We start from the raw sequence: 15,446 nt of genomic DNA, 5'->3' as shown, positions 1-15,446 counted from the left end.
ATTTTTGCTGTCTTGAATTTTTGTTACTTTTTTTTCAAGAAAAAAGTAATAGGCCCTGTGGCAAATTATCAATCATAATGAAGACCCGAACAGCTACGAGATTGCCACGTCGCCCCTGCTACATTCCCTCGCTGCTCCTCGCAATGACAATCTTTAGCCTTACGAAGTTTTAAAACTTCGTAAGGCTTTTTGTTAAACAAACCAATTATACCGCAGTATAATACTCTTCCTTCTCGGTAGTATGGATGCTGATAACGCCCGACAGGGCCAGGTTAACCAATATCCGTTGGGCGTTTTTCCGGCTGATAGTGAGCAGTTTGCAAAACTCCTTAATATCAATGCGGTTATGCTGTTCAAGGTACTCCAGCAGGGTTTTCTCGTTGCCGCCATATTCAATCATTACACCCTGATCATCAGCCGATCGTTTTAAAACATCCACTACAATTTTACTGGCCAGTACGCTTTTATCCTTTACACGTACGTATACCCACCATTTGCCATCTTCGGCCAGGGCATAATGCGGCTTAGTGGTACTGTTTTCAATATTCACCACCAAAACCATTTTATCATCTACATAAACCTCCTCAAAAACAGGCTCTAATGCAGGGCGGATATAAAACTGCGCCGCCCTGGTGATCATGTATTTCTCTTCGTCCTCAAACTTTACACCTTTTATACTGCCATCATCAGCTACACCAATTAAAAGCCGGCCGCCTTTATTGTTAGCAAAGGCCACCATTGTTTTAGCTATCTTTTCGCAGCGGGTAATTGTTTTTTTAAAGTCTAAGGTTACACCTTCACCATCAAAGATCAGCTTTTTGATATTCATCTTTTTTCTCCTTAGTTCTGTTGAGCAGTATAGGGCGTAAATATTTCCATCCATACTTCGGGTTTGGTAACAGGCGTAAATCCAAATTGCTGATACAGGCCATGTGCATCGGCGGTAGCCAACGACCAGCGGCGCAAACCCTGCAGATGGGGGTGTTGGCGTATGGTTTGCATCAGCCATTTGGAAAGCCCCAGGCCGCGATAAGTATCCAAAATAAATACATCGCAAAGGTACGCAAAAGTTGCCTTATCGGTAATTATCCGGGCAAAGCCAATCTGTTTATCATGCTCATAAACACCAAAACAAAGCGAATTATCAATAGCCTTTCGCAAAGTATTAACCGGTATGCCTTTAGCCCAGTACGATCCCTGATCCAGGTAATGATAGATCATTTCAAAATCAAGCAAGCCGGGATCGGTGGAGATGCTGAAACCTTTGTTTGCAAATGCGGCATCGTTCATTATTACCTTCATTAATCAATATATTTTACGTGCATAGGCCTCTGCAAAAACGGTTACGCACAAGTTATTGTCTTTATCAAAAATTTCAATAGGGAAAGTTTTGATAAACTTCCCGTCTGCGGTTAACATACGCTCGGCTTCGGCAATTGTTTCGTCGTTGATGGTGATGCTAAAGTGCAGATTGGTGGCAGCCGGCTTTAAATATTGTATCTGAGCCGATTTTAGCCATACAATTACCTTGTGCCCGCGGCGCAAAAATATCTGGTGGAATAGCAGGGGATAAAATGGATCGGCCGCGGCAAAAAGTGTACCGCCAAAAATTGAACCGTTGTAGTTTTTGTTAAAAACGCTTTTTTTTATACTAACATCTACCCCTTTAAAGTCCTTTGCAAAAGACTTTACCCAAATACGTTGGAAGAAAAGTGGTGGATAAAAACGGATGACCCATTTTAAAGCCTTTTCTGAAATTAACATGACGGCTAAATATCATAAAAAAAATGGTGAAAGCACAAATTTGTTGATAAGGTGATTGGCAAATATAGCTTAATGATTTGCTGTTTTGGCATATCAGGCTTAGCATGTTATTGCATTGTTTAGTTATTATATATTATTATAAGTATGTTCGAAACTTTACGGTCTAAAGTGATTGATAATGAGGGCCTTGCTCTTATCAGATCAAATAATCAACAAAAAAGAATTGTGTTTTGTACAGGCTGTTACGATATCCTGCAATCGGGCCATGCCGTGTTTTTTAATCACGCGCGTCAGTTTGGCGATATATTGGTTGTTGGCGTAGGCCGCGATAGTACCCTTACCGCGTTAAAAGGCCCCGGCCGGCCGGTAAACCCCGAAAATAACCGGGTATACCTGGTTGCTGCATTGCAGGATGTGGATTATGCTGTTTTAAACGACCATACCATAGGCGAAGGCAAAATAGATTTTAAGGAGGTAATAACGGCTTTAAGGCCCGATGTATTTATCCTGAACGACGATGACTCGGCAATTGCATTTAAACAAACACTGTGTGATGAATTGGGTGTAAAGATACAGCTGGTGGGCAGGGATGTGCCTGCCGAATTACAAGCTACTTCTACTTCAAACATCATTAGCAAAATAAACCACTCGTATAAAGCTGCCCTGCGTATCGATTTTTCGGGCGGATGGACCGATGTGCCCTATATCATGTATGGCAAAAAAGGCTATGTATCAAACGTGGCTATTAAACCGGTGATTGAGTTAAAGAACGGGCATTTTAACTTTTCCGGGTACCCAAGGGGAAGTGGTTTAAGTACATCTACAGCCGTAAAGCTGCTGGAATTGATCAGCGCGCGTAATTACAATGCCGAATCGAAAACATTAACCAATATTGCAGAAGACCTGTTTAACCTGGAGAATAAAGAACTGAACTGGGCCATTGGCCGGCAGGATCAGTACGGAATAGTGTTTGGCGGTTTCCATTGCTTCGAATCTGGCGATGATTACTCTAAACCAATAGATGTTACCGTATCAAAAGAAACACTGGAAGGTTTCCGCAAAAACCTGCTGTTATTGCATACCGGCATATCACGCAACGCGCAATCGGCTGTAGAGCAGGTTTACGAGAATCATAACACACCGGTAGGCAGGGAAGCGCTTGATATTATTGGCGATTGCGGTCTGAAATTTGCCCATGCCCTTGCCAAAGCCGATTATATGGAATGCGCCCGCTTAATGGAACGCAACTGGGAAGCCCAAAAGCAATTAGCTAAAGCCAGTACCAACGATACACTCGACCTGATGTACGCCTTCGCCAGGCAAAATGGCGCTTATGGCGGCAAGATATGCGGCGCCGGCGGTGGCGGCGCTTTTGTGTTTTATTGTGAAGATCCTTTTAAATTGAAACAGGCTATGAAGCGCAAGTTTGTAGATTGCTTTGAGATAGATTTTGAGTTTGAATATGATAACATTAAAACCCTCAATTCATTGTAACAAAATTGCTTAAAAAGCAAAAAAGACAAAAAATCTTAAACAAAGGTTTATTTAACAGGTTGTAAGTATAAACAGCTATTAATTCACACTTATTTAAGATACCTATGAAAAAGCAAATTTTAAGCCTCGCCCTGGTGGCGGCCATAGTTGGATCAATTGCAGCGGGCTGCAGTTCAGAAAAATCTGCGACGAGCAGTGCAGATAGTGCAAAAAAGGCTGACTCGGCCAAAATGACTGCTCCTAAAGATACCACTGTGAAAACAGACACCACTAAGAGGGATACTACCAAAACACCTCCGAAAATGTAATTGCACTATAATATAAAAAAAGGCTGCTCCTTATACGGGCAGCCTTTTTTTTTATAATGCTACAGCCTGAAATAAATAAAAAACAAACTTTATGGGCTAAAATGGGTTATTATTTAACTATTGTTTTATTAATTAAAATATTATGAAACTTAAAATAATTATACCCGCTTTGTTTGTTATAGCAGCGCTGGGTCAAAGTTGTGTGAGTACTAAAAAGTATAAAGAACTGCAAACCACTAATGATCAATTACAAAAGGATAACCGCGATTTAACCGTTAGATTCCAAACTACCGAGCAAAGGCTGGCAGTTGCCACTAACAGGATAACAAGCCTTGATGAGCAAATAGCATCAGAAAAAGCCAATGCCCGCTCACTGCAGGAGGCGCTTAACAAATGTTTAAACTCGGGCAGCCAGGGTAATATGAATATTTCTAAACTGGTTGATGAGATCAACAGCTCTAACAAATACATCAAGCAACTGGTAAACGCTAAAAATAAAAGCGATTCGCTTAATGTGGTTTTAACCAACAACCTAACCCGCTCATTAAGTCAGCAGGAAATGAAGGATGTGGATGTGAAGGTATTAAAAGGCGTAGTTTACATATCACTTGCTGATAATATGTTGTACAAATCGGGTAGTTATGAAATATCAGACAGGGCAGGAGAAACCCTGAGCAAAATTTCCAAAATCATTAAAGATTACAGCAACTATGATGTATTGATTGAGGGGAATACCGATAATGTGCCTATCGCGCAGAAAAACATCCGTAACAATTGGGATCTGAGCGCCTTGAGAGGGGCATCAGTAGTAATAGCCCTGCAAAATAACTATGGGGTCGATCCTAAGCGCTTAACTGCAGGCGGGCGTGGCGAATATAACCCGGTTGCCGATAACAGCACAGACGCGGGCAAAACGCTAAACAGGCGTACCCAAATTATCATTACCCCCAAACTGGATCAGTTTATGGATTTGATAGGCAAAGCGCCCGATAATAAAGCAGAGCAGAAGTAATCAGCAGATGTATAGCGTCTATACAAAAGGCCGCCTTTAGGCGGCCTTTTGTTTTTAGTTTTGGTATAAGTCCTTATGTCATTTCGACGAGCATGTGTGGGCAAAGCGTAGTAGGGCGAGGAGAAATCTTATACGGTTTGTATATCGCACGCATAGGATTTCTCCTCACACTACCGCGCAATCCAGCCCCGGCTCGTCGAAATGACATCGTTTTTTACTCACGTCACTTCAAGGCATCAAAACTATATTTAGCCATGCTCCAAAATTCATCCAGCGCTATCATGCGGGGCTTAAAAAAACTGATCAGCTTTGGCCAGTCTTCCCGGTTAAAAATGCTGGCACGGGGTAGCTCTTTGTAAATGCGGCTAATGGTTTTCCCTTCTATATCTACATGGTGCAGCTGCCATTCCCATTCCTCTTGCAGGTGACTTTGCAGCATAGTTTTTAATTCTACAAACTGTTCATAAAACAGCTCTTGTATGCCTGTATCATAATGAGCTATCTCAATGCTGATGCGGGCCAGCCTGTTCTCGGCCTCCATGCGGAAGTATACATACTTAACACCGGTTTTATAATTTACCCAATTCACTTTTTCGCCATCGGCCGATAATTGCGGCCTTAGATACCTGCCAAAGGTAGTCCAGAATTCATGCCGTAATTGAGAGGCCTCCGCTTTTGAAAACATGGCGCAATTATAAAGATTAAGTTAAAAACTTGTCCAATACTAACCACAAGGAAGTCTGTGAAGACACAGACCTGAGGAAGGGAAAGAAAATCGGTGAAATCAACCCCCAATCGGTGAAATCTTATGGATAAACTTCCTTATTAGCCGAAGCCAAGGTGTTTTTCAGCAAGCCAATAATGGTCATCAAGCCAACACCACCCGGGACAGGGGTAATGTACGATGCTTTAGGCGCTACGCCTTCAAAATCCACATCGCCATATAGTTTATAGCCCGATTTGGTTAGGGTTGATGTTTCGCGGTTCATGCCTACATCAATTACTACCACGCTGTCTTTCACCATATCTGCCGTTACAAAGTTCTTTTTACCAATGGCTACGATCAGGATATCGGCATCCAGCGTAAATTTCTTGATATCGGGGGTACGGCTGTGGCAAATAGTTACGGTGCAGTTACCGGGTTGGGTATTACGCGCCATCAGGATACTCATGGGCGAACCTACAATATTACTGCGACCAATCACCACGCAATGCTTACCGGCGGTTTCGATACCGTACTCTTTCAGCATTAAAGTGATACCGTAGGGAGTAGCGGGGATAAACGATGGCAGGTTACGCTGCATCCGGCCCAAATTAATAGGGTGGAAGCCGTCCACATCCTTACGGTGATCAATATATTCGGTTACTTTTTCCGGGTCGATATGCTTAGGGAGGGGAAGCTGAACGATGATACCGTCGATATCCGCATCGGCGTTTAGCTCGGCAACTTTAGCCAGCAGTTCAGCTTCGGTAACGGTATCCTCGTAACGCACCAGGCTCGATTTAAAACCTACCGCCTCGCAGTTACGCATTTTGCTGGCTACATAGGTTTCGCTGCCACCATCGTGACCAACCAATACGGCCACCAGGTGTGGCTTGCGGCCTGTGCGCGCTAATATTTTAGCTGCTTCCTCAGCTATTTCAACTTTAAGTTTTTCTGATACGTATTTGCCGTCGAGTAGTTGCATATATAACCCCCCAGCCCCCTAAAGGGGGAGTTTAGTAATGTTAATTTATATAAAAGCCCGCCATTGTTCCCCCCTTTAGGGGGTTAGGGGGCTTGTTAGTCGAGTTTAAGCACCGCCATAAACGCGCTTTGCGGTATCTCTACGTTACCAACCGAGCGCATGCGTTTTTTACCTTTTTTCTGTTTCTCCAACAGTTTACGCTTACGCGAGATATCACCACCGTAACATTTGGCGGTTACGTCTTTACGCAAAGCTTTCACCGTTTCGCGGGCAATGATCTTGGCGCCGATAGAGGCCTGTATAATGATCTCGAATTGCTGGCGCGGGATTAATTCCCTTAGCTTTTCGCAGATGCGTTTACCAAAATCGTAAGAGTTGCTGCGGTGGATCAGGGATGACAGCGCATCCACAGGTTCACCGTTCAGTTTAATATCCAAACGCACCAAATCACTTTTGCGATAACCGGTTTGCGTATAATCGAACGAGGCATAGCCTTTTGATATGGTTTTCAGCCTGTCGTAAAAATCAAATACAATCTCGCCCATTGGCATCTCAAAGATCAGCTCAACGCGATCTGATGTCAGGTATGATTGATTAATGATCGTTCCCCGCTTGTTGATACAAAGCGACATGATCGGCCCTACAAATTCGGATTTGGTAATGATATTTGCCTTGATATACGGTTCTTCAACCGAATCGAGTTTGCTTGGATCGGGCAGATCGGATGGGTTATGTACCTGCAGTTCATCACCTTTGGTAGTAAAAGCGATGTACGATACGTTGGGCACGGTAGTAATTACCGTCATATCAAACTCGCGCTCTAACCGCTCCTGGATAATCTCCATGTGCAGCATGCCCAAAAATCCGCAACGGAAACCGAAGCCTAAAGCAGCCGATGATTCCGGTTCAAAAACCAGTGAAGCATCGTTTAGTTGCAGCTTGGCCATGGCCTCGCGCAGCTCTTCATATTCGTCGGTATCAACGGGGTAAATACCGGCAAATACCATGGGTTTTACCTCTTCAAAGCCTTGTATGCCGCTTTCGCAGGGGCGGGCAATGGTGGTAATGGTATCACCAACCTTTACTTCACGCGCTTCTTTAATACCTGATATGATATAACCTACGTCGCCGGTTTTAATCACATCTTTAGGCAACTGGTTTAGCTTCAATGTGCCAACTTCTTCGGCAATATAGTTCTTTTCGGTAGCGAAGAATTTTACTTTATCACCCTTCCTGATCTCGCCGTTCACTACCTTAAAGTAGGCCACAATACCACGGAAGGAGTTAAATACCGAGTCGAAGATCAAAGCCTGCAACGGTGCTTCCGGATCGCCCACGGGAGGAGGGACACGGGCTACAATGGCTTCCAGGATATCATGCACACCCTGACCTGTTTTGCCCGATGCTGCCAAAATTTCCTCGCGCTTGCAGCCGATCAGCTCAACAATCTGGTCTTTTACTTCCTCGGGCATAGCGCCGGGCAGGTCCATTTTGTTTAGCACGGGGATGATCTCCAAATCGTTCTCCAAAGCCAGGTAAAGATTGGATATCGTTTGCGCCTGGATCCCTTGCGACGCGTCAACGATCAGCAAAGCGCCTTCGCAGGCAGCAATCGACCGTGAAACTTCGTAGCTAAAATCCACGTGTCCGGGGGTGTCTATCAGGTTCAGCACGTATTTCTGGCCGTTCAGCTCATAATCCATCTGGATGGCATGGCTTTTTATGGTGATCCCCCGCTCGCGCTCCAGGTCCATATCGTCCAGCAACTGGGCCTGCGCTTCGCGTTTGGAGATGGTATGGGTATATTCTAACAACCTATCGGCAAGGGTACTTTTGCCGTGGTCGATATGTGCGATAATACAAAAATTACGTATGTGCTTCATTGAAGCGCAAAAATAGCTTTTTGCATGGATAAATTAGTATCAATTAAAGGATTTGCCTAACTTGGTACCACATTACTTACCTGAAATATGAAAAAAATACTATTTGCCATGGCGCTGTTTGCACCACTATATAGCCTGGCACAAACCATTACCGAATATAAAGCCACCAACGGTGTTACCTATCATATTAACGATACGGTAAGGCTGGGTAGGGGATCAAATTCAAACGGTTCGTTTTTGTATGTGGAAGATAAAGGACTGGGCATTTCGTTACCCGGCCCTCCGGGCAGGAGTAATGGCTCGCGCGGGTTGCCTAAAGAGTTTGCCAATGGCGGCGTCATCATCCGGAGCATCAAAAAGACAACGTTAAATAACCTGGATAAATACGTATTTATGGTTTATGCCGGCGGACCGCTGCGCTTTTCGTTATATATTGATGATGCTATTTCGGCCTGCGAAGTAACGCCTTGCGGACAAACTACAGGCAAAGCTGTACCATCGGTAGCCGACGAGATTGCAAAGCTGAAAAAATTGTTCGATTCGGGCGCGCTCACCAAAGAAGAATACGAAGCCCAGAAAAAGAAATTGCTGAACCAATAGTGCTGCCGAATGTCCTTTTAAAACATATTGAAGCACAAACCGGGCAAAGCATTAAAGATGTAAAACCTGTTAGCGGCGGGAGCATAAACCGGGTATATCGCCTGCAATCATCAACGGTTGCGTACCTGCTTAAGGTAAACAGCCGGCAGCAATTTCCCGGTATGTTTCAACGCGAGCAGGAAGGTCTTATCGCCATAGCAAAAACGGGTACCATTGCCGTGCCCGGGATTATTTTACAGAACGATGTTGACGATTATAGTTACCTGTTGCTGGAGTGGATAGATCCCGGAAATGCCTCCCCAAACGCGTTTAGACTATTAGGCGAACAATTGGCCCAAATGCACCGGGATACCGCGCCGCAATTTGGTTTTGATAATGATAATTACATGGGGGCGTTACCGCAGGGTAACAAGCGGCATAATACCTGGACCAATTTTTTTATAGCCGAACGCTTGCACCCCATGGTAAAATTGGCTGTCCATAACAGGCAGCTAAACCATCAGGATGAACAGGATTTTGAAAAGCTGTATCAAAAACTCCCCGGCCTTTTTACCGAAGAGCAGCCCGCGCTGATCCACGGCGATCTGTGGAGCGGTAATTATCTCATCGGCACCAATGGCCGGCCTTATTTAATTGACCCCGCCGTAAGTTACGGTCACAGGGAGTTTGATATAGCCATGACGACCCTATTTGGCGGTTTCGACCGGGATTTTTACGATGCTTACCATTCGGTTTATTCTTTGCTGCCTGGCTGGCAACAAAGGATAAACCTGTGGAATTTGTACCCGTTATTGGTACACGTAAACTTGTTTGGCGGCGCTTATTTATCGCAAACGCGCCGGTGCTTAGCTCAATATCTGTAATTAATTTACAGCCTCAACAAATACCGGTGTTTCGGTTACCGTTATCTTTACTTTTCCGGCTATCAGTTTGCCTTTTGATTGTGTTACAGCGTCGGCACCGGCTTTCAGGTTATAAATATTGGCGCCCGTTGCTGTTTTGCCCAGATCAAGATTATAAGTTGCTGTACGGCCAATTTGATCGGGCACGGTTAACACATACATGGTTTTAGCGCCGTTGGTATATACATCTACTAAAGGGTCGGCATTAATGGTGCCGCTGTAGGTATAATTGCCCATTAGTTTGGTGGTTTGCAAAACATAATCGGCTGCCGGGCGGCGTTTTATTCCTTCGGCCAGTCCCGAAGTGGCATATTGGGTAGGGCTGTTGGCCGTCGCATCAAATAATTGATAATAATACAGGTTTTGTATACCGTGGCGCATATACAGTAAAGCGGTGCGTAAGATCCAGTCGGCCTGGGTAAGTAATGCTGATTTACTGCCGATAGGAACGGCCTTTTGATAGCTGCCCTGGTTAATATCGTAACCTGCCTCGGTAACCCAAACCGGGATATTATACTGCCTGCCAATGCTGGTGAATGAATCGGCAATAACGCCGGCCTGTGATAATTCGGGAGCAATGCCTGTGGTAGATTTTTTATGCGTAAGGATATCGCCATTGTTTGAATAATAGTGATAGTTGATCACATCAAAACACAGGTTTACCGATCCATCTGCCTTATAACCACGATTGGTTTTACACCAGGCTATCATACGGTTAACAAAAGCCGGGTCGCACGAGGCAAGGCCACCCATTACTACTGTCATACTGGGGTCGGCAGTTTTTACGCCGGCATTGGGGCCAAGCTTACCCATATCGCCATCATAAAACGCCGACATGTTAGCGGCATACTGTTCGGGCGTTTGCTTTGTTGCCGGGCCTTTCCACCATTTATCACGTTCGTTATCGCATTCAAAATATTTAACCAGGCCCAAGCCTATTTTTACTTCATTTATACGGTCATTTGTCCAACGGGGGCGGGTATCTACCATTACCAGGCTGGGATCGACCGAGGTATTATAGCCGTATCTTGCTGCAAACTGAAAGCCAACCCGGGCTTGTTGCACATAGCTGGCCGGTAAGCTTAAATCGGTACCATAAAAGGCGGGTACATTTTCATTATCCTGCTGATCGGCAGGGTAGGTTTGCATCATCCAGTTGGGGCAGTTTTTTAAATCGGCCAAAACTGTAATGCCTTCCTGCTTACAACGGGTGTAAATAATATCATAGTTCCAGCTGCCATCGTGCGTAGGGTTGAAGGTGTAATTCCCCTCGCTATACTCAGGCTTATTCCAGTTCATATAATGCCTTACCGCGCTGAATGATTTAATCAGCGCCATATTATCTTCATAAATAACATTCCGGTTACCGGGATCGGCTGGATTTTGCAAAAAGTTCCATTCGTAGGAGTTAACACCAAACATGTTTTTTAAAGGTACCCCACTGCCGCCCTCCACAAGTGCAGCGGTAGTATTTTGCGTGTTCCTTGCGCTTAAAGCTGCATTATCTGCTCCCGGCTTGGTTGGGCCTTGCAGGGGCTGCACCACACAGCGGGATAATAACATGACAAAAAGCAGTGAATAGTGCATAAAAAATTTGGGAGTAAATAGTTTCATAACAAATATAATCAGGGTTTGTGCTTTTGTTTACTAATGCCATTAAAAAGCTTTGGCTAACCTTGGCTTATGGCAATAGTTACACACTTATACGTGAGATGAAAAAAAGAAGTTTTAATTGGGGGGATTAACTTGATCTTGCTTGAAAACTAACAACTACGCTTTATAATCTAACTCGCTCAAATCCTTTACCGATCCAAAGCCAATCACATCCTTAATTACCTGCTCGTCGGTCATCTCGATAGCCCGTATCAATTTGTCTGCTCCAAACTTATTTTTAATATCGTGCATGGTTTTAAAGGCGGTGTCTTTTTTATCATCCTCTTCAAACAAACTATAAAGCATGCTGCCATTATTTACAAAATTGGTGACCGATACCCGCATCTGGGTAATGTCGTTATTAAAAACCGGTCCGCAGTTCATCAGTTGCTGAAACTTATCAACCCGCAGGCGTATCATGCGCATCAGGCTAATGGCGTCCTGCACCGGCGTGCTTACCGTAAAAGCATCGTCCCAGCGGGTACCGTCCTCATACCGGGCTGTAAAGCCAATGGCTTTGCAATGGAACTTATGTTTTACCATGCGTTTCTCCAGGGTGAGGCACAGCGTCATAAACAACTGATCAATATATTCCATACTTTGTCGTTTCTCGGCCGAGATCTGCCGCATGGCCTGCATGCCCCGGTATTCGTGAGCCACAATATTGGTTTCGATGAAATTAAGCCGGTAATGCCAGAAAACCCCCTCGATACCTTTAAATATAGCTTTTAGTTTATGCGGCCCGGCATAACGCATATCCAGCGGGGTCATCACTCCGGCGCGCTCCAGCCGGTACGACATGTTGCCGCCTATACCCGGCAAATCGCCTAATCCGAGCGGGCGTAAAATGTCGTCTATATTATCATGGGTGATCATCAGTAAACCATCCTGTTTTTTACCCCGTACCGATGCCAGCTTAGCCAGGAAAGCGTTAGGGGCAATGCCAACAGAACAAGTGAGCCAGTCGCCCACCTTTTCCAGTATTTCCCGTTTAATGGTTTTGGCTATTTTTAACGGATCGGCACCCTCGTGATTGGTGAGATTGATAATCGCCTCGTCAATACTTTTGGGCACTACATCCATACAATGCTCCTTTAGCACATTAATTATTTTGGTATGATAGCCGCGGTAACGGGCCGGGTTGCTTTCCACCGGCACCAGGTCGGGGCAAAGCAGCATGGCATCATTCAGGCGCATACCTGCTTTCAGGCCACGCTCTTTGGCCTCGGTTGAAAGGGAGATTACGCAGCCGTACTTGCCCGTATACACACAAACACCTACAGGCCGGTTGCGCAGCCAGTAGTTTACCTGCTGCTCGCAACGCGCAAAAAAGCTGTTCATATCTACAAACAGCACACGTGCTTCCTTTTTTACCTCAACCGAATTTTGATTCATATACAATATTGCTAATAATATTAGTATTGTGCAAATGTTATTTTAGTCATTGGCCATTACGAGTTAGGAAGTTCTGCAATCGCTCGGCTCCAGCCGAGTGATGATTATTTCCCGGCCTCCGGCCGCTATTCAATATAGCTATTGGTTTACACCGGACAGAGGCCGGATAATAGGGGGCACCCGGCTGGAGCCCACAGGTGTCCGGAAGATTTTTAGTTCCCTCCCACGGGGAGGGGTGCGGCTGATTGTGTTGTGGCAGGGAGGGGTTTCTACGCTTGATGAAACCCCTCCTACACCTCCCATCGGGAGGAAATCGCGCAATCCCACCCCTTTTTCCAATCTTCTGAACACTTATAAGCTGGATCCGGGCGACTGCAAGAATCATTATTTTTCTTCAATTTCTCCTTTTTACGCTTTTTAGCCTGTTTTAAAAAGCTGGAAAAATCCTTTAATTGTGAACAAGTACTATGTGAATAACCGCTTGCATAAATTGCTATTACGATATTTATTTCCAGATATTTATGATCATGTCAAAATGTTAATAAACCCCCATAAGCGGTTAATAACCTGTTTATAAAAAGCAGTATATTTTTCTTGACAGATATGTGCCGCACTACTATCTTAGAATCATCAAGAACGACGTACTTTGACAGCCTTACAGTGATACAGAAAGTAAATCGGGCGAACCTTCGGGCCAGCCGCGGATTGCCGGAGTTAGCTGAGTTACCCAAAATGCTAATAAAACCGAAAGGCTTTTTTAACTCACCGGGATAATTTAAAGGGGCATACACTGACTGCCGGCGCTAAGGCGCAACGCAGCACAGGTAACGGACATTAAGCATATTCAAAGTTTGCAAAAATTAGAATAATTTAAGGCCGGTCATTTTACACAAGAACTTGGTGCCAGGCGCACAGCCACGGTTGTGTGCAGGGTCAGGAAACGGAAGTCGAATCGCAAGAAGAGGCTTCCGTTTTCGTTTTTTATAGCATTTTAAGGGTTTACTAAAGCCAAATGGTTTTGTATTTAGTGTTTCATAAAAGCGTCGATAAATAAACCTAAAAGTGTTGCCGAAATATAAAAGGTAAACGCTCCTAATAGATACGAAATAAGCGCTTTAAGATAATTGATCACTTTCTTTTGATTAAAAAATTGCCCGATTGCCCAGGTGCAATATGCTAAACCTACCATTCCTGAAATCTTCATTAGGTTTAGTTTGGTTAATCCTTCAAAAAGCGCGAAAACAGAAAATATTAGCATCCCTATTCCCATCACAAAACACAGTAGAATTAGTATTTCAAAAAAATTATAATCATACTTTCTGTAAAAAAGCTTCACCCAAAAGGCAATATGCACCCCCATCATGATATTTGCGTAGCCATAATGATTTTGGATCCAATTAAAAATCAGACCTGTTGCAGACTGTTTTGCACCTTTAACATTAACGTACCCTTCTTCAATATGAAATAAATTATTTAGCACGGTATATATTAATGAAGTTATTATGATAAACAATATTGGTTTTACCAGCCGGCTCCTGTCTTCTGTAATAAATTTCCTTACACTTTGCCCGGGCCTGATCAATAATTCTTTTATGGTGTAAAATATGCCCTTTTCAAAATGTAAAACATGCCAGATTTCGTGCAGGAAATAATGCCTGTCGACTCTTTTAATTTGTACAGGTTGGCCACAATTGCCACAAAAATTATTGTCGACCGTATGGTTGCAGCTTTTGCAATTGATGGTATGAGTAAGCATAAATGTTATGAAGTCAAACAAAAATTGTTTCCCCCAAAAGTCAACACAAAAATATTTTCAAAGCCTACACTATAGTGTAAATTTACCCCTTTATCGTGCAAATGAAAGATTATACAAATTCGGGCCTGTTAACCAAGAACAACTTAGGGAAAATACCGGAAGAGGACCGTTTTGAAGAGAAAGATTACCTGGAAGCTGTAAAATCCTTTGCACGATTAACGTACGAAAGTGTGTATATCATTAACTATGAAGATATGTCTTTTGAGTACGTATCAGAAAACCCCTTATTCCTGTGTGGATATTCACCCGGAGAAGTGCTGAATTTAGGCTACGGGTTTTATTTTAAAAATGTCCCTGAAAGTGATTTGGAAATGTTGAACCAGATAAATGAAGCAGGATTTGATTTCTTTAACAAATTGCCTGGCGATGAGAAAAAGATGTATAGCATAAGTTATGATTTCCATTTGGTGAATAAAGATGGCAAGCATATTCTGATTAATCATAAGCTTACGCCATTGTTTTTGACCAGTGAGAAGAAGATGTGGAAGGCCATGTGTATCGTTTCTATGTCGCATCACAAAAATGCCGGCAATATTTGTATCTACAAACAGGGCTCGGATGAAATATGGAAGCTGGATTTAAAAAGCAATGTTTGGCGTAAATCAGAGAAACCGAAACTCACAAAAAGGGAAATAGAAATACTGCAGCTGTATGCACAAGGCTTAACAATTAACCAAATTGCAGAAAAGATATTTGTTGCTCCTGATACCGTTAAGTACTACAGAAGGCGGATTTTTGAGCGCCTGGATGTAAGTAATATCATAGAGGCGCTTTCTTATGCCGTTAACAGTAAGATTATTTAATTTATATCTTTCATTATTTGTGATATATGACTGATTTATAGCGTGTTTAACCGCCGTTATCTAGGTTGTAATTTACCGGCTGACCGGCATAAAGCTATATCCGTAAAATCACACTTTTAAGTCATTAT

At 43.6% G+C, this 15,446-nt stretch carries 15 protein-coding genes and 1 pseudogene; 6 read left to right on the top strand and 10 right to left on the bottom strand.

The features are described 5' to 3' along the window. Nucleotides 1-205: 205 nt before the first annotated feature. The 3 genes from AC07M6_RS09935 to AC07M6_RS09925 are packed head-to-tail and all read right to left on the bottom strand — an operon-like array spanning nucleotide 206 to nucleotide 1,764. Nucleotides 206-829 (bottom strand): RNA-binding domain-containing protein, encoded by a 624-nt coding sequence (locus AC07M6_RS09935; RefSeq protein ID WP_494888936.1) that lies wholly within the window; start codon nucleotides 827-829, stop codon nucleotides 206-208. Nucleotides 830-840: 11 nt separating this feature from the next. Then, nucleotides 841-1,302, bottom strand: a complete 462-nt coding sequence (locus AC07M6_RS09930; RefSeq protein WP_494888934.1) for a GNAT family N-acetyltransferase — start codon at nucleotides 1,300-1,302, stop codon at nucleotides 841-843. 3 nt (nucleotides 1,303-1,305) lie between these two features. Continuing rightward, entirely contained in the window at nucleotides 1,306-1,764 is a 459-nt protein-coding gene (locus tag AC07M6_RS09925) for a DUF4442 domain-containing protein (RefSeq protein WP_494888932.1), read from the bottom strand. 144 nt (nucleotides 1,765-1,908) lie between these two features. On the opposite strand from AC07M6_RS09925, the gene AC07M6_RS09920 reads away from it, so the two are divergent. The 3 genes from AC07M6_RS09920 to AC07M6_RS09910 all read left to right on the top strand — a co-directional run bounded on the left by AC07M6_RS09920 (nucleotide 1,909) and on the right by AC07M6_RS09910 (nucleotide 4,578). Then, nucleotides 1,909-3,258: an adenylyltransferase/cytidyltransferase family protein gene (locus tag AC07M6_RS09920; protein WP_494888930.1), complete on the top strand. Its 1,350-nt coding sequence runs from the start codon at nucleotides 1,909-1,911 to the stop codon at nucleotides 3,256-3,258. A 104-nt stretch (nucleotides 3,259-3,362) separates the two neighbouring features. Further along, nucleotides 3,363-3,566 carry a hypothetical protein gene (locus AC07M6_RS09915; protein ID WP_494888928.1) on the top strand — a complete coding sequence of 68 codons (204 nt, stop codon included), beginning with the start codon at nucleotides 3,363-3,365 and terminating at the stop codon, nucleotides 3,564-3,566. A 142-nt stretch (nucleotides 3,567-3,708) separates the two neighbouring features. Further along, a complete protein-coding gene (locus tag AC07M6_RS09910) occupies nucleotides 3,709-4,578 on the top strand; it encodes an OmpA/MotB family protein (protein ID WP_494888926.1) in 870 nt (289 codons plus the stop codon). A gap of 223 nt (nucleotides 4,579-4,801) precedes the next feature. Here AC07M6_RS09910 and AC07M6_RS09905 read toward each other — a convergent pair whose 3' ends face one another. The 3 genes from AC07M6_RS09905 to lepA form a co-directional block, all read right to left on the bottom strand. After that, nucleotides 4,802-5,263 carry a DUF4268 domain-containing protein gene (locus tag AC07M6_RS09905; RefSeq protein WP_494888924.1) on the bottom strand — a complete coding sequence of 154 codons (462 nt, stop codon included), beginning with the start codon at nucleotides 5,261-5,263 and terminating at the stop codon, nucleotides 4,802-4,804. A 121-nt stretch (nucleotides 5,264-5,384) separates the two neighbouring features. Next, entirely contained in the window at nucleotides 5,385-6,266 is an 882-nt protein-coding gene (locus tag AC07M6_RS09900) for a bifunctional 5,10-methylenetetrahydrofolate dehydrogenase/5,10-methenyltetrahydrofolate cyclohydrolase (protein ID WP_494888922.1), read from the bottom strand. 95 nt (nucleotides 6,267-6,361) lie between these two features. Beyond that, nucleotides 6,362-8,149, bottom strand: a complete 1,788-nt coding sequence (lepA, locus tag AC07M6_RS09895; protein WP_494888920.1) for a translation elongation factor 4 — start codon at nucleotides 8,147-8,149, stop codon at nucleotides 6,362-6,364. 87 nt (nucleotides 8,150-8,236) lie between these two features. Between lepA and AC07M6_RS09890 the strand changes: the two genes are divergently transcribed. Further along, nucleotides 8,237-8,749, top strand: a complete 513-nt coding sequence (locus AC07M6_RS09890; protein WP_494888918.1) for an SHOCT domain-containing protein — start codon at nucleotides 8,237-8,239, stop codon at nucleotides 8,747-8,749. Further along, nucleotides 8,749-9,612 carry a fructosamine kinase family protein gene (locus AC07M6_RS09885; protein ID WP_494888916.1) on the top strand — a complete coding sequence of 288 codons (864 nt, stop codon included), beginning with the start codon at nucleotides 8,749-8,751 and terminating at the stop codon, nucleotides 9,610-9,612. The genes AC07M6_RS09890 and AC07M6_RS09885 overlap by 1 nt, the downstream gene beginning before the upstream one ends. On the opposite strand, the gene AC07M6_RS09880 is transcribed toward AC07M6_RS09885, so the two are convergent. The 4 genes and pseudogenes from AC07M6_RS09880 to AC07M6_RS09865 all read right to left on the bottom strand — a co-directional run. Next, nucleotides 9,613-11,265, bottom strand: coding sequence for a hypothetical protein (locus AC07M6_RS09880; RefSeq protein ID WP_494888914.1), 1,653 nt, complete (start codon nucleotides 11,263-11,265; stop codon nucleotides 9,613-9,615). 156 nt (nucleotides 11,266-11,421) lie between these two features. Continuing rightward, the gene (locus AC07M6_RS09875; RefSeq protein WP_494888912.1) at nucleotides 11,422-12,699 is read right to left on the bottom strand and encodes a DNA polymerase Y family protein; all 1,278 of its coding nucleotides are present in this window, start codon (nucleotides 12,697-12,699) and stop codon (nucleotides 11,422-11,424) included. A 1,024-nt stretch (nucleotides 12,700-13,723) separates the two neighbouring features. Next, nucleotides 13,724-14,179: a hypothetical protein gene (locus AC07M6_RS09870; protein ID WP_494889378.1), complete on the bottom strand. Its 456-nt coding sequence runs from the start codon at nucleotides 14,177-14,179 to the stop codon at nucleotides 13,724-13,726. A 15-nt stretch (nucleotides 14,180-14,194) separates the two neighbouring features. Beyond that, nucleotides 14,195-14,455 (bottom strand): annotated as a pseudogene (locus tag AC07M6_RS09865) (DUF3667 domain-containing protein); the annotation flags it as partial. A 101-nt stretch (nucleotides 14,456-14,556) separates the two neighbouring features. On the opposite strand from AC07M6_RS09865, the gene AC07M6_RS09860 reads away from it, so the two are divergent. Then, complete coding sequence (locus tag AC07M6_RS09860; protein WP_494888910.1) at nucleotides 14,557-15,318, top strand: response regulator transcription factor; 762 nt, start codon at nucleotides 14,557-14,559, stop codon at nucleotides 15,316-15,318. The last annotated feature ends 128 nt before the right edge of the window (nucleotides 15,319-15,446 follow it).

The organism is Mucilaginibacter sp. GW821-FHT07H05 (genome assembly GCF_059418485.1).
This window is presented reverse-complemented; position numbering and strand designations above follow the sequence as displayed.

Coding starts and splice junctions, on each gene's coding strand:
- AC07M6_RS09935 (WP_494888936.1), bottom strand. CDS start 829: ATGAATATCAAAAAGCTGATCTTTGATGGTGAAGGTGTAACCTTAGAC.
- AC07M6_RS09930 (WP_494888934.1), bottom strand. CDS start 1,302: ATGAAGGTAATAATGAACGATGCCGCATTTGCAAACAAAGGTTTCAGC.
- AC07M6_RS09925 (WP_494888932.1), bottom strand. CDS start 1,764: ATGTTAATTTCAGAAAAGGCTTTAAAATGGGTCATCCGTTTTTATCCA.
- AC07M6_RS09920 (WP_494888930.1), top strand. CDS start 1,909: ATGTTCGAAACTTTACGGTCTAAAGTGATTGATAATGAGGGCCTTGCT.
- AC07M6_RS09915 (WP_494888928.1), top strand. CDS start 3,363: ATGAAAAAGCAAATTTTAAGCCTCGCCCTGGTGGCGGCCATAGTTGGA.
- AC07M6_RS09910 (WP_494888926.1), top strand. CDS start 3,709: ATGAAACTTAAAATAATTATACCCGCTTTGTTTGTTATAGCAGCGCTG.
- AC07M6_RS09905 (WP_494888924.1), bottom strand. CDS start 5,263: ATGTTTTCAAAAGCGGAGGCCTCTCAATTACGGCATGAATTCTGGACT.
- AC07M6_RS09900 (WP_494888922.1), bottom strand. CDS start 6,266: ATGCAACTACTCGACGGCAAATACGTATCAGAAAAACTTAAAGTTGAA.
- lepA (WP_494888920.1), bottom strand. CDS start 8,149: ATGAAGCACATACGTAATTTTTGTATTATCGCACATATCGACCACGGC.
- AC07M6_RS09890 (WP_494888918.1), top strand. CDS start 8,237: ATGAAAAAAATACTATTTGCCATGGCGCTGTTTGCACCACTATATAGC.
- AC07M6_RS09880 (WP_494888914.1), bottom strand. CDS start 11,265: ATGAAACTATTTACTCCCAAATTTTTTATGCACTATTCACTGCTTTTT.
- AC07M6_RS09875 (WP_494888912.1), bottom strand. CDS start 12,699: ATGAATCAAAATTCGGTTGAGGTAAAAAAGGAAGCACGTGTGCTGTTT.
- AC07M6_RS09860 (WP_494888910.1), top strand. CDS start 14,557: ATGAAAGATTATACAAATTCGGGCCTGTTAACCAAGAACAACTTAGGG.